Origin of the sequence: Kibdelosporangium banguiense, from assembly GCF_017876405.1 — a bacterium.
In the GTDB taxonomy this organism is placed as follows: Bacteria; Actinomycetota; Actinomycetes; order Mycobacteriales; family Pseudonocardiaceae; genus Kibdelosporangium; species Kibdelosporangium banguiense.
The window spans coordinates 2,973,056-2,986,910 of record NZ_JAGINW010000001.1 but is presented as its reverse complement, the minus strand read 5'-3'; the positions used below and the strand labels follow the sequence as shown (position 1 = coordinate 2,986,910).

The 13,855-nt window shown below is 67.9% G+C and carries 9 protein-coding genes; 5 read left to right on the top strand and 4 right to left on the bottom strand.

The window, feature by feature from the left end; all coding sequences use genetic code 11:
* Positions 1 to 73: 73 nt before the first annotated feature.
* Positions 74 to 4,072, top strand: a complete 3,999-nt coding sequence (eccCa, locus tag JOF56_RS14380; protein WP_209637992.1) for a type VII secretion protein EccCa — start codon at positions 74 to 76, stop codon at positions 4,070 to 4,072.
* An 85-nt stretch (positions 4,073 to 4,157) separates the two neighbouring features.
* Here eccCa and JOF56_RS14375 read toward each other — a convergent pair whose 3' ends face one another.
* From JOF56_RS14375 to eccB, 3 genes are all read right to left on the bottom strand, one after another.
* Entirely contained in the window at positions 4,158 to 5,351 is a 1,194-nt protein-coding gene (locus tag JOF56_RS14375; RefSeq protein ID WP_245378259.1) for a WXG100 family type VII secretion target, read from the bottom strand.
* Positions 5,348 to 5,665, bottom strand: a complete 318-nt coding sequence (locus JOF56_RS14370) for a hypothetical protein (RefSeq protein ID WP_209637990.1) — start codon at positions 5,663 to 5,665, stop codon at positions 5,348 to 5,350. The genes JOF56_RS14375 and JOF56_RS14370 overlap by 4 nt, the downstream gene beginning before the upstream one ends.
* Positions 5,666 to 5,857: 192 nt before the next feature.
* Positions 5,858 to 7,723 carry a type VII secretion protein EccB gene (gene eccB / locus JOF56_RS14365; RefSeq protein WP_307855095.1) on the bottom strand — a complete coding sequence of 622 codons (1,866 nt, stop codon included), beginning with the start codon at positions 7,721 to 7,723 and terminating at the stop codon, positions 5,858 to 5,860.
* 89 nt (positions 7,724 to 7,812) lie between these two features.
* Here eccB and eccE point away from each other — a divergent pair, with 89 nt between their 5' ends.
* The 4 genes from eccE to JOF56_RS14345 all read left to right on the top strand — a co-directional run bounded on the left by eccE (position 7,813) and on the right by JOF56_RS14345 (position 12,838).
* Positions 7,813 to 9,027, top strand: coding sequence for a type VII secretion protein EccE (eccE, locus tag JOF56_RS14360; RefSeq protein WP_209648249.1), 1,215 nt, complete (start codon positions 7,813 to 7,815; stop codon positions 9,025 to 9,027).
* A 74-nt stretch (positions 9,028 to 9,101) separates the two neighbouring features.
* The gene (locus tag JOF56_RS14355) at positions 9,102 to 9,758 is read left to right on the top strand and encodes a hypothetical protein (RefSeq protein ID WP_372448380.1); all 657 of its coding nucleotides are present in this window, start codon (positions 9,102 to 9,104) and stop codon (positions 9,756 to 9,758) included.
* Positions 9,759 to 9,900: 142 nt separating this feature from the next.
* Entirely contained in the window at positions 9,901 to 11,448 is a 1,548-nt protein-coding gene (locus JOF56_RS14350) for a S8 family peptidase (protein ID WP_209637988.1), read from the top strand.
* A 217-nt stretch (positions 11,449 to 11,665) separates the two neighbouring features.
* Complete coding sequence (locus JOF56_RS14345; protein ID WP_209637985.1) at positions 11,666 to 12,838, top strand: S8 family peptidase; 1,173 nt, start codon at positions 11,666 to 11,668, stop codon at positions 12,836 to 12,838.
* Positions 12,839 to 13,044: 206 nt separating this feature from the next.
* Here the strand turns inward: JOF56_RS14345 and truA are convergent, their stop codons facing one another.
* Positions 13,045 to 13,815, bottom strand: a complete 771-nt coding sequence (gene truA, locus JOF56_RS14340; protein WP_372448379.1) for a tRNA pseudouridine(38-40) synthase TruA — start codon at positions 13,813 to 13,815, stop codon at positions 13,045 to 13,047.
* Positions 13,816 to 13,855: the final 40 nt, after the last annotated feature.

The window sequence follows — 13,855 nt, the reverse complement described above, 5'->3', positions numbered from 1 at the left end:
CCACCGCGCTGGCGGTTCCGGACAAAGCACGACTTGTAGTAATTGCCGAGCTGTCGAAGAGGGGCCCCGCACCGTGAGCACGCTGCAATTCAAGCGTTCGCCACGCCTGTCCGCACCGCGTCCGCCGGGCGGGGAGGTGCACCTCGAGCCACCACCTGAGGTGCCCAGGATCATCCCGGGCAGCATCCTGATGAAGATGATGCCCGTGGTCATGATCGTGGCCATGCTCGGCATGGTCGTGATGATGTTCACCCTCGGTGGGCCGTCGGCCAGAAACCCGATGAGCCTGCTGTTCCCGGTCATGATGATGTTCTCGATGGTCGGCATGTTCGCAGGCGGCGGTGGCCGCGGCGGCGGGCAGAAGAAGGCCGAGATGAACGAGGACCGCAAGGACTACCTGCGGTATCTCGGCCAGATGCGGGACCGGGCCCGGGAGGCCGCACGCGACCAGCGCGCCGAGCGCGAGTGGATCCACCCCGACCCGCAGGCACTGTGGTCGATGGCCACTTCTCGCCGGATGTGGGAGCGCCGCCAGGCCGACGCCGACTTCTGCCACCTGCGGGTCGGCCGCGCCTCCACGCGGCTGGCCACCCGGCTGGTGCCGCCGCAGACCGGCCCGGTCGACGAGCTGGAACCGATCGCCACGCTGGCGCTGCGCCGGTTCGTGCGCGCCCACTCGATCGTGCCCGACCTGCCGATCTCGCTGGCCATCCGGAACTTCGCCGCGGTCGGGTTCACCGGTGAGAAGGAGCTCACGCGGGCGCTGGCGCGGGCCATGCTGGCCCAGCTGGTGACGTTCCACACGCCCGACGACGTGCTGATCGCGGTGGTCACCACCGGCCGGGCCAAGGCCGAGTGGGAGTGGGCGAAGTGGCTGCCGCACGCCCAGCACCCCACGATGGTCGACGGCATCGGCCAGATGCGGCTGATGGCCGGTTCGCTGGCCCAGATCGAGCAGTGGCTGGACGAGGAGCTGCGCGACCGCCAGCGGTTCACCCGCAACGCGCCGCCGCAGCCCGACCAGCCGCACATCGTGATCGTGATCGACGACGGCGACGTCACCAGGGAAGAGCAGATCCTGCTCGAGGAAGGCCTGATCGGCGTCACCCTGCTGGACCTGTCGGACTCGCTCGGCAACCTGACCGCCCGGCGCGGTCTGCGGCTTGTGTGCGAGCCGAAGCGGCTCGGCGCGCGCAGCGCCAGCGGCGTGGAATGGTTCGGCGCACCGGACACGTTGAGCATCGCCGAGGCAGAAGCGTTGGCGCGCAAGCTTTCGCCGTACCGGCTCGGCACCGGCGCCGCGGACACCAGCGACGAGGAGCCGTTGCTGTCCAACCCGACTTTGCTTGAGCTGCTTGGCATTCCGGGCGACCCGATGACGTTCGACGTGCAGCAGGCGTGGCGGCCGCGGCCGGTCCGTGACCGCTACCGCGTGCCGTTCGGCGTCGGGGAGTTCGGCCAGCCCGTCGAGCTGGACATCAAGGAAGCCGCGATGGAGGGCATGGGCCCGCATGGCCTGTGCATCGGCGCCACCGGTTCCGGTAAGTCGGAGTTCCTGCGGACGCTGGTGCTGGGCATGCTGGCCACGCACTCGTCGGTGAACCTCAACTTCGTCCTGGTGGACTTCAAGGGTGGTGCGACGTTCCTCGGTCTGGACGTCGCGCCGCACGTCGCCGCGACGATCACCAACCTGCAGGGCGACCTGACGCTGGTCGACCGGATGAAGGACGCGCTGGCCGGTGAGATGAACCGGCGCCAGGAGGCGCTGAAGAACGGCGGCAACTTCAAGAACGTCTGGGAGTACGAGAAAGCGCGCGAGAACGGCGCCGACCTCGACCCGTTGCCCGCGTTGTTCATCGTGGTCGATGAGTTCTCGGAGTTGTTGTCGGCCAAGCCGGACTTCATCGACCTGTTCGTCGCGATCGGCCGACTGGGCCGGTCGCTGCAGATGCACATGCTGCTGGCGTCGCAGCGCCTTGAGGAAGGCAAGCTGCGCGGCCTGGACTCGCACCTGTCGTACCGGATCGGTCTCAAGACATTCTCCGCGTCGGAATCCCGTGCGGCCATCGGTGTTCCGGACGCGTTCGAGCTGCCTTCCATTCCAGGGTCCGGGTATCTGAAGTTCGACACCTCGACCATGGTGCGGTTCAAGGCTTCCTACGTGTCCGGGGCGTACCGGCCCGCCGGCATGCAGTCCGCCGGGCCGTCCGCGCCGATCACCGGCGACCGGCGGCCACGGCTGTTCGTGCCGGACTACGTCGAGATCCCCAAGGAGCCGGTCCGGCCGGTCGAGGCACCCCAGGAGCAGGCGAAGCCCGAGGGCGGCCAGGAGGCCAGCGAGCTCGACGTGATCGTCAACCGGCTCGTCGGCCAGGGCCCGCCCGCGCACGAGGTGTGGCTGCCGCCTTTGGACACGCCGAACTCGCTGGACACGTTGCTTCCGCCGTTGCAGCCGACCGAGGACCGTGGCCTGTCGTCGGCCGGATTCTTTGCCAACGGCCGGTTGCAGGTGCCGCTGGGCATCATCGACAAGCCGTTCGAGCAGCGGCGTGACCTGCTGTGGGCGGACTTCTCCGGTGCCGCGGGCCACGCTGCGATCGTCGGCGGCCCGCAGTCGGGCAAGTCGATGATGCTGCGGACCCTGGTGATGTCCATGGCACTGACCCACACCCCGCAGGAAGCACAGTTCTACTGTCTGGACCTCGGTGGTGGAACGCTCGCGTCACTGCGTGGCCTGCCGCATGTCGGTGGCGTGGCCTCCCGTCTCGACCCGGATCTGGCGCGCCGGATGGTCGCCGAGATCACCTCGCTGATCGCCGAGCGCGAGGAACGGTTCCGCGACATGGGCATCGACTCGATGATCGAGTTCCGCAACCGCAAGCGGCGCGGGGAGATCGCCGACGACCCGTTCGGGGACGTGTTCCTGATCGTGGACGGCTGGCTGGGCTTCCGCCAGGAGTTCGAGGCGCTCGAGGCCCAGGTGGTGAACCTGGTCGCGCAGGGTCTGTCCTACGGCGTGCACGTGGTCGTGGCGGCCAACCGGTGGGCCGAGATCCGGCCCGCGGTCAAGGACCTGATGGGCACCAGGTTCGAGCTGCGGCTGGGTGACCCCTCGGAGTCCGACATCGACCGCCGGGTGGCCATCAACGTTCCGGCTGGACGGCCGGGCCGGGGCCTGTCGCGGGACAAGCTGCACTTCCTGGTCGGCCTGCCCCGCATCGACGGCTCGTCCAGCGCTGAGGATGTCGGTGCTGGAGTGCAGGACGCCTCGGGCAAGATCCGGCAGGTCTGGCGCGGGCCGGTCGCCCCGCCCGTCCGGCTGCTGCCCGACCTCATGTCGTACGACGACCTGCTCAAGCAGGACCGGCACCGCGGCACCAAGAAGATCCCGATCGGGGTCAACGAGGACGAGCTCGCGCCGGTGTACCTGGACTTCGACGCCGAGCCGCACTTCCTGGCCTTCGCCGACGGTGAGTCGGGCAAGACGAACCTGCTGCGCACGATCGTGCGCGGCATCATGGATCGCTACTCCGAAGACGAAGTGGTGATCCTGCTCGTCGACTACCGCCGCACAATGCTGGGCTTCATCAATACCGGTCACCTGCTCGGCTATGCGGTGTCGGCCAACCAGCTCAACGAGATGATGAAGGACGTCATCGGGTCGCTGCGCAAACGGCTGCCCGGCCCGGACACGACCCAGGAAGAGCTCAAGAACAGGTCCTGGTGGTCGGGTCCGGAGTTGTTCGTGATCGTGGACGACTACGACCTGGTGGCCACGCAGGGCGGAAACCCGTTGCAGCCGTTGCAGGAGTTCCTGCCGCAGGCCAAGGACGTGGGTATGCACATGATCGTGTCGCGGCGTTCGGGTGGCGCGTCCCGGGCCTCCTTCGACGCGATCATCGGCAAGCTCAAGGAACTCTCCAGCCCAGGCCTGGTCGGCAGCGCCAGCAAGGACGAAGGCGTGCTGCTCGGCTCCTACAAGTCCAGGCCGCTCCCGCCGGGCCGCGCCACGATGATCACCCGCAAGACGGGCCAGCAACTGGTCCACATCGCCTGGCTGCAACCCGAATAACCGCCTCATCACAAGGAAACCCTTGTGGACCGAAGGCTCATTGCCTCGTCCGCAAGGGTTTTCCTGTTTCCAGTGCGGGAAAAGCTCAGGAGGACTCTTCTTCCCCGATGATGGCGGGAGACGCGTCCTCCGGCGGTCCGAAAATGTCCTCAGGATTGCCGACAACACGGGACTTGCTCTGGTGTTCCTGCGCTCCGCCTCCGCCGGCGCCGGCACCCATCATGGGGGCCATCATGCCTCCCATGCCCATGCCGGCTCCGCCGCCGGGGCCACGGCCACCCGCTGCGGCAGGAGCAGCCGCAGCGCCGCCGCCCTGGGCGGGTGACCCCGGAACCTCCCCCACAGCAGTGAAAGCGCCTTGTCCCAGCGGAGCCTTGGTCTCAACCGGCGCACCTCCACCGACGGGAGCACCACCCCCGCCAGCAGCAGCACCACCGCCGCCGACAGAGGCACCGCCGGAAGCCGCAGCACCAGGAGCGGCACCAACGGAAGCTCCACCGGTCTTGGAGTCAGGCGCGGGAACGTCGATCTTCGCGGCCCAGTTGTCGGCCGGGAACGTGTGCGCCATCTTGACCTGGTCGAAGGCTTTCGAGCCGTCGATGCTGTCGCACAGCTTCACGAACGCCTCGAGGATCTGGCGCACCGACTCGAAGAACTCCCGGGCCGGCCGCCGCATTGTGTCGATGTGCTGGCGGGTTCGTTCCTCGCCCGCGACCGGGCCGGCCATCGCCTGCGAGCTGGACTCCGCTGTGTCCGCCAGAACTCCCGCCAGCTCGGTGACTATCTCTCGGATGCCGTCGGCGGTCTTGTCCAGGACGTCGGCCATCGAGCTCATCGCGTCGGACATGTCGTTGCCGGCGAGGCCGACCTTCTGCATGTAGGCGATGAACGAGTCCGCGGTCTCGCCTTCCCAGGCCGCGTCCAGGCCGCCCAACGGCTTGGTCAGGTTCTCGGTGACCTCACCCGCGGCTTTCCCCGCCTTACGCCACCGCTCGGCCTCCTCGTGCATTGCCGTCCAGCGGCCGACGACAGGCGCGAAGTACTCCTCCACGATGTCCGGCACGCCAAGCTGACGGCAAAGCTGCGACAGGTAGTCCAAGTATCCGCCGACGCTGTCCTCGACGTCCTTCCCGTCCGGCCCACCGGCAGGCGGGACCACAGGCTCAGGCCGCGGGGCGGGCGCGGGCATGGGCCGGGCGATGGGCGGGGAAATCTCGTCGTCCGGGGCCAGGCCGAGCAACAACTCGGTCGCGTCGATCTGGTTGTCGGCCGGGCTCATCGTGGCTGCTCCGAACGCTTGATCTGCTGGACGGCGTCCCGTTCGCCGGTCAGGTACCGCTCGGCGACCTCGGTCAGGCTGTCCGACGCCGCGTGCAGGCTTTCCACTGCCCGGTCCAGCTGGTCACACAGGGCCGACGCGGCCCGCGAGTAGGCCTCGGCCGTTCTGACCTGACGGCCCAGCTCACCGAAGGCCTCGACGCCGAGTGTGTCGCCCTTGAGCGCGTCCGCCGCGCTGCCGAGCTGGTCCGCACCCTTGGTCATGGTCTTGGCGTAGCTGGTCACACCGTCCGGATCGATCTTCATACCGGCCACGGGCCACCTCCCCAGCGATCTGTCACTCCGGCTCCGACGTTAGGCGCGGTCACCCGGTTCCGCGAGTGCCAGATTTGTCCGGACTTCGGGGCAGAACAGCCGCCATTGTCTGGGCCGGACAGCCGGTTGCTGGGACTCCCTTTCCACTGACACGACAATGGCCCCGGCATTTCCGCCGGGGCCATTGTCGTGTCAGGAGCCGCCTGGTTGGGCGCCTGCCGATGCCGAAGGCGTGTTCACCGTTCCGGCTCTGGGATCGAATGGCACTGAGTCGTAGCTGCGGTTGGCGTCCTTCTCCAGGAGCAGGGCGCCGTCCGGGAGCAGCCGGACGATCGCGAGCGGGGCCGGGCTCTGTTTGGCCAGTCCCAGGGCGCCCGCGGTCCGGGTATCCGGGATGCCGTACTTCACGCCGCGGTCGGAGATCAGGTAGATCGGGCCGCGGTCGAAGTCCTGCTTGGACGACGAGCCGCGGGCCACCGCGGCGAGGCCGGGCGGCATGAAGAAGTTGTCGATCTTCTGGCCGTCGGCGTTCGGGGTGGCGATCTTCAGCGGCTGCATCTTGGCGCCCTGCTGGTCGTTCATGGTGGGCACGTCACCGCTGATGTGCAGGGAGGTGTGCTGGTCACGACCCTCGCCGCTGCCCTGCATGGTCCAGCGCAGGCACGCCACCGAGTTGCCGCCGGGCTGGGCCTCCAGCACCTGGGGCACCGTGCTGGGCGAGGACTTGTCAGCCTCGCTCTTGGTCTGCTGGATCGAGTTGATCCGGTCCGGGGAGATGTCCGGGATGGTCGCGCCACCCGGCGAACGCTCGTAGCGGATCAGGTCCGCGGTGGTCTGCTTGATCTCCTCGATCCGGTCGCGCTGGATCACGTAGTACTTGCGGACGTCACCTGCCAGCGGAACCGCGAACACCGAGCCGAGCGGCAGACCCAGGTTCACGGTCGTGCTGCCGCCACCGATCTGCGGCGCGCGCAGCGCCGAGACCTCGGGGATCGCGTTGAGCAGGCCGGTGCTGATGTCCCGGATCGCGCGGGTGTTCAGCCTGAGCGCGCCGACCACCGAGGCCTTGGAGATGTCGACCTCGGCGCGGACGGCGTTGGCGGTGGGCTGGTTGGCGTCGGTCGGCGTCCGGTAGATCAGGTAGACCTTGTTGTTGCGGGCCCGGACCAGCAGGGATTCACCGTCCCGCAGCTCGCGGTCCATGTTCTCCACGCCGGCCACGACCGAGGTCTCGATGCCGATCTTGTTGGTGGCGTCCGGCCGGGTCGGGTCGATCAGGATCTTGTCGCAGACCGCCCAGAAGTCCTTGATCCGCTGGTCGTCGGCAGGCAGCAGCTGCGGTCCGTTGGGAATCCCGGTCAGCTGCCGCTTGGGGATGTCCTTGAGGTCCTTGTCCGCGATCACCGTCGGGTCGGGCGGGGCGGCCGCAGGCGTGTCCACGTCCGCCGACGCGCCGCTGTCGTCGCCCTGGCCCTGGTTGGACTGCGCCAGCACGAGCAGGCGCGCGGAGGCCAGGTTGAACGTCGGCGTCAGCGTCTTCGGGTTGCCCGACACGACGTACACGGTCCCGGACGGCTCGGCAATGATGATCCCGCTGTCCGGCACGGTCGGCTTCGGCGACAGTAACCCGACGATCACGAACCCCAGCACGCCGATGGCAGCGAGGCAGACACCGACGATGGTCGCACGCGAGTGCGTGCGCATCGGGTCGTGCAGCATCACCGCGTCCTTACGGACCAGCGCCGACTGCATCCTTCGCAGCACGAAGCGGTACGCCTGAACCTGTGACTTAGTAGTCGGTGTTGACGGCATTCTCGGCCTGCAGCTCTCCCAGTCGCGGTACGGTTCCGCAGGATAGCCGTAGCGAAGGCGCCCGGCTCGGGGTTCGGGGTAACTGGACACGAGCAGCGTGATCGAGGGGAAGAGACGGAACAGGAATGTCGGTGACCACGCCTGGACGCCCTGGTATGCCACCGCCGGGAGGACGTCCGCCAGGACCACCACCGGGGGGACCGCCGCCCGGTGGGCGCCCGCCTGGCCCGCCCGGAGGACCACCACCGGGGCCGCCCGGCGGTCAGCGCCCGGGCAGCACCGGGCCGATGCCGGTGCCTGGCCCGCCGAGAGTCCCGGTCTCCGCCCGCCGCCGGATGACCGGCGCCAGCCTGGGCGCACTGCCGGTGACCAACCTGGTCGTGGTGGAGCTCGGCCTGGCGATCGGCCTGATCCTGCTGGCCATCGACACCAGCCTGCTGTACGTGGCCATCGGTGTGGTCGTGATCGCGTTGCTGTTCGCGTTCATCCGCTGGCGTGGCCGCTGGTTCCCGCAGTGGGTGAATTTGACCACTCGCTACACGTTCCGGTCGCACGCGAGAGTGACGAAGCCCTCAGCGCCGATTTCGATGGAGCAGGTCGCCGCCGACAGCGACGCAGCCGTCACCGGTCCCGAGGACGCACGCGTCTCGCTGCTCCGGCTCGCTGTGCCTGACCTCGTGGTCGCGCACGGCCAGGACCACGAGCGCCGGCCGCTGGGCCTGGCCTGGCACGACGGCACGTGGACCGCGGTGCTGCTGGTCGATCCGGCGCCTGGCCTGATCACCCAGATGGGCACGACCCCGAGCCTGCCGCTGGGCGCGTTGGCGCCCTGCCTTGAGGACCGCGGTGTGGTGCTCGACGCGATCCAGGTGATCTGGCACTGCTACCCCGGCAGCACGGCATTGCCGCCCAACTCGCCCGCGCTCGCGTCGTACATGGAGGTGCTCGGGCCGCTCCCGGCCGCCGCACGCCGTACGACCTGGGTTGCCATCCGCCTCGACCCGAGCCGCTGCCCCGCCGCGGTGCGCGAACGTGGCGGCGGCGTTGTCGGCGCGCATCGTGCGTTGATCGGCGCGCTGTCGCGTGTGCGCAACGCGCTTGAGTCGCGTGGCGTACCGACGCGTCCCTTGGACCCGGACGAGCTGTTGAAGGCCGGTATCTCGGCAGCCGAACTGACCGCGGTCGCCGGCTCGAACACCCGCGTCGGTCTGCAAGAGCGGTGGACCGGTGTGACCGTGGCCGGTGTCGGCCACGCGAGCTACTCGATCACCGGCTGGCCCAACGGCAAGGTCGCCACCAGCCTCAACGCCCTCACAGGTGTGCGGGCGCTGTCGTCCACGATCGCGTTGTCGCTGTCGCCCGGTTCGGACAACGACCAGATCGGCATGCGCGGCCTGGTCCGGGTCAGCGCGCGGACGCCGAGCGAACTCGAGCACGCCGACGAACGGCTCGACGCGATCTCCGGCAAGCTCGGCATCACCCTGACCCCGCTGCGCGGCCTGCAGGTCGCCGGTCTCGCGGCCACGTTGCCACTGGGAGGTGCGGTGTGAGCGGCTCCAGCCGGCTGGTCGACGCACAGGGCGTGAACAAAGGCGTCGCGCCCGAGTTCCTGGTCTCCTCGGCCATGCTCGACACCGTCAGCCCGTCCGCGGACCGCGGCGGAATGGTGCTCGGCCAGGGCATCCAGCAGGGCGAGCCGTTGATGATCTCGGCGATGCGCAACGCGCCGACCAGGATCGTGCTGGTCGGCGGGCTCTATTTGGCGCTGCAGACCGCGTTGCGCGCGATGGCCGTGGGCGCGTGGGTCGTTGTCGCGACCGGTCGTCCCGCCAAGTGGCAGGTACTCGCCAAGGCTGCGGGCAACGGCCCGAACGGTCAGCCGGTGCCGTTGGTGCAGATCCGCCGGCTCAGCCCGGTCGAGCTGCCCCGGCCATCGGAGGACAGCCCGCTGCTGGTGATCCACGACGGTGGCCCGACGCCGCAGGAGCTGTTCCCGCCGCGGGCGCCCTGGCAGACGACGATTTACGTGCTGCCTTATCTGCACCCGCAGGCCGGGGCGACCGCGAACGCGGCCGACCTTGTGCTCATGCAACGACTTCCCGCCGGCCAGGCTCAGCTCGCCGGGCGTATTTGGCGTTTGTTGCCGCAATATGTCAACGAGTTGACCATGCTGAAAGACGACCAGGTCATCGCCCGCACAAACGATATGTGGCGGACATTGCGATTGGTCACCGCGCAGCGCGAACAGCAGATCATCGGGCCTATCCGGCGCGGTGACTGAGGTCTGACTGGGAATATGTAAACCGCCTGCGTGACCTTGCGTCATGGGGTGGTCACGTATCACCCTGTTGATCGTCCTTCCAATCGTGTGCGGTACGAGGGCAAAAAGTGCCGCACGCGCCCTGCAAGAAGGAGATCTCAGGATGGGTGTAATTCGTGCTGCCCGGATAACGGGCATAAGCGGGATCGCCGTGATCACCGCGGCGATCGGGCTTGCCAGCCCGGCGGCCGCGGCACAGGGCCAGATTCTCGGCATCGACGCACCGGATGTCGTCAAGGACTCCTATGTGGTCGTCCTGAAGAACACGCCGCAGACCGCGGCTTCGCTGAGCCAGAAGTACGGCGGCAGCGTCACGCACACCTACAAGGCCGCGCTCAACGGCTTCGCCACGACGATGACCGAGGCACAGGCCCGCAGGCTCGCCGCGGACCCGGCCGTGCAGTACGTACAGACCAACCGCACGCTGCGGATCACCGGCACCCAGCCGAACCCGCCCGCCTGGGGCATCGACCGGATCGACCAGCGCAGCCTGCCGCTGGACAACTCCTACACCTATCCCAATGAAGCGTCCAATGTGAACGCGTACATCATCGACACCGGCATCATGACCACCCACCAGACGTTCGGTGGCCGTGCGGTGCCAGGCTTCGATGCGATCACGGCGGGCGGCAACGCCAACGACTGCCACGGTCACGGCACGCACGTCGCCGGAACCGTCGGTGGCGCCGAGTACGGCGTTGCGAAGGCCGTGAAGCTGTACGCGGTCCGCGTGCTGTCCTGCGCCGGTTCCGGCACCACAGCCCAGGTTGTGGCCGGTATCGACTGGGTCACCGCGAACGCCGTGAAGCCCGCTGTGGCGAACATGAGCCTTGGTGGCGGCGTGGACACCACTTTGGACGCAGCCGTCCAGCGCTCGATCGCGTCCGGCGTCACCTACGCCATCGCGTCCGGAAACTCCAACGGCGCAAACGCTTGCAACTACTCCCCGGCACGTGTTCCCGAGGCGATCACCGTGAACGCGTCGACCAACACCGACGCGCGGGCTTCGTTCTCCAACATCGGTACCTGCACCGACATCTTCGCGCCGGGCCAGAACATCGTGTCCTCGTGGATCGGCAGCAACACCGCCACCAACAACATCAGCGGTACGTCCATGGCGACCCCGCACGTGGCCGGCGCGGCCGCGCTCTACCTGGCGGACAACCCGACGGCCACCCCGGCGCAGGTCGCCGCGGCCCTGGTCGCCAACGCCTCCAGCGACAAGATCAGCGGTGCGGGTAGCGGCTCGCCGAACAAGCTGCTGTACGTGGGTGCCGGTGGCACCGAGCCGCCGCCCACGACCTGTGTCACCAAGACCAGCAGCACGGTCGTGCAGATCCCGGATCTGTCCACCGTGAACAGCCCGATCTCGGTGACCGAGTGCGCGGGCAAGAAGGCCTCCAACGGGGCCAAGATCGCCGTGAACATCACCCACACCTGGCGTGGTGACCTCAAGATCGATCTGGTCTCGCCGAACGGCACAGTGCGCAACCTCAAGCCGTCGGACTCCGGCGACAGCGGCGACGACGTGGTCGAGACCTACACCGCGAACCTGTCCGTTGAGGACGCCAACGGCACCTGGAACCTGCGGGTGCAGGACGTGGCAGCGCAGGACACCGGCCGGATCAACAGCTGGAGCCTGACTGTCTGATTTATCATCATTTCAATGGCCCGTTCGACGTAATCGATGTTACGCCGAACGGGCCATTTCATTCCCAGAAATAGATTTCTGGCGATACGTGACAACACGACTCCCTTGCGTAATCCCTTGGTCAAGGACAAGTGTGGAGGAGTTCCTTCCAACTCGCGTGTGCCGGCGAGGGCGTTCCAAAAGTCGCACACGCGCCCTGCTAGAAGGAGACCAGAGGATGGGTGTACTCAAGGCTGCCCGTTTGACAGGGACAGCCGGAATCGCGGTCGTCCTGACCGCGGCAATCGGACTGGCCACGCCCGCACATGCCGCCGAAGGCACGATTCTCGACGCCGGCGCGGTGGACGTGGTGCCGAACTCCTACATCGTCGCCCTGAAGAACACGCCGGCCAACGCGGCGTCGTTGACCCAGAAGTACGGCGGTGCCGTCAAGTTCACGTACAGCGCGGCGCTGAAGGGCTTTGCCGCCGACATGACCGCGTCGCAGGCCCGCAGGCTGGCCGCCGACCCGGCGGTGGAATTCGTCCAGGCCGACCAGCAGGTCAGCATCACCGCGACGCAGACGAACCCGCCGTCGTGGGGTCTTGACCGGATCGACCAGCGCAACCTGCCGTTGAGCAACTCGTACACGTACTCGACCACAGCGTCCAATGTGAACGCGTACATCATCGACACCGGCATTCGCACCACCCACACGACCTTCGGCGGCCGCGCTGTCGCAGGCTTCGACGCTGTCACCTCCGGCGGCAATGCGAACGACTGCCACGGACACGGCACGCACGTCGCCGGAACCGTTGGCGGCAGCCAGTACGGCGTCGCCAAGGGCGTGAAGCTGTACGCGGTCCGCGTACTCAACTGCTCCGGCTCCGGCACGACGGCCCAGGTCGTCGCGGGCATCGACTGGGTGACCAACAACCACGTCAAGCCTGCCGTCGCCAACATGAGCCTCGGTGGCGGCGCCAGCACCGCTATCGACAACGCGGTCCGGAACTCGATCGCACGCGGTGTCACCTACGCGATCGCGTCCGGTAACTCGAACACGAGCGCCTGCAACTCGTCGCCGGCCCGCGTGACCCAGGCGATCACGGTGAACGCCAGCACGAACACGGATGCCAGGGCGTCGTTCTCCAACTACGGCACCTGCACCGACATCTTCGCGCCGGGCCAGAACATCGTCTCGTCGTGGGCGACCAGCAACACCGCCACCAACAACATCAGCGGTACGTCCATGGCGACCCCGCACGTTGCCGGCGCGGCCGCGCTCTACCTGGCCACGCACACAACCGCGACACCTGCGGCGGTTGAGGCGGCGCTGAAGGCCGCGGCCACCCCGAACAAGGTGACCAGTCCTGGCTCAGGCTCACCGAACCTGCTGCTGTTCGTGTCGTAGTAGCAGCCAAGCTGAGGGAGGCTCCTGACCCTGCACGGGAGCCTCCCCCGGCGAACCCGTGCGAACGGTCCGTTCGCACGGGTTGACCTTGTTTGGGCGGAACTGCTGCCGGGGTCGCGATCGTTCCGTAGTTGAAGTCGTGCACGGGGAGGCCAAGCGGTGAGGCCGGGTGCGTCGAGTTCGTCGGCGATGCGGATGGCCAGGGTTTATGCCTCGGTGAGGGTCCGGACGTTGCGGGTTTCGGCGGCGCGTGCGGCCAGCCGGTCGTCCGGTGGATAGTCCACCTTGGTCAGGATCAGGCCGTGCGCCGGTGCCACCGTGACTGTGCTGGAGCGGGATTCCGCTGTGAGCAGCGTGGCCGGCCAGTCCGGGGATTTGCGGCCCTCACCGACCGCCAGCAACGCCCCGACGAGACTGCGGACCATGGAGTGGCAGAACGCGTCAGCGGAGACCTCCGCGACGAGCACGTCATCGGATCTGTGCCATTCCAGGCGTTGCAGCTCGCGGATCGTGGTCGCGCCTTCGCGGCGTTTGCAGAAGGCGACGAAATCATGGGTTCCCAGCAAGGTTTGCGCCGCCGCGTTCAGCAGAGAAACATCGAGCGGACGTGGCCAGGCGACAATATGGTTGCGCTGCAACGGTTCCACAACAGCGTCGGAGACGCGGTACGTGTAATGCCTGCGTAGCGCGGAAAATCGGGCGTCGAAGTCGAACGGGACCTCGCGGGCGCCCAGAATCCTGATATCGCCAGGCAAAGCGCGGTTGAGCCGATACGGCTCAGGGACCTCGGCCAGGTCCACATGGGCCACTTGGCCTGAGGCATGCACCCCGGCATCTGTGCGGCCCGCGACCGTAAGGCGGATCTGCGGAACCCGCAAGATCTGCGCGAGAGTGTCCTCAAGCACGCCACAGACCGTCCGGCGGGACGGCTGGCGCGCCCAGCCTGAGAAATCCGTGCCGTCGTAGGAAATGTCCAGGCGGACACGCAGGAGCCCGCTGTCCCCATCGGGGGCAGCG

Excerpts from the sequence above, each read along its gene's own strand:
- JOF56_RS14375 (WP_245378259.1), bottom strand. The coding sequence starts at position 5,351 with ATGAGCCCGGCCGACAACCAGATCGACGCGACCGAGTTGTTGCTCGGC.
- eccE (WP_209648249.1), top strand. The coding sequence starts at position 7,813 with ATGACCGGCGCCAGCCTGGGCGCACTGCCGGTGACCAACCTGGTCGTG.
- JOF56_RS14355 (WP_372448380.1), top strand. The coding sequence starts at position 9,102 with ATGCTCGACACCGTCAGCCCGTCCGCGGACCGCGGCGGAATGGTGCTC.
- JOF56_RS14350 (WP_209637988.1), top strand. The coding sequence starts at position 9,901 with ATGGGTGTAATTCGTGCTGCCCGGATAACGGGCATAAGCGGGATCGCC.
- JOF56_RS14345 (WP_209637985.1), top strand. The coding sequence starts at position 11,666 with ATGGGTGTACTCAAGGCTGCCCGTTTGACAGGGACAGCCGGAATCGCG.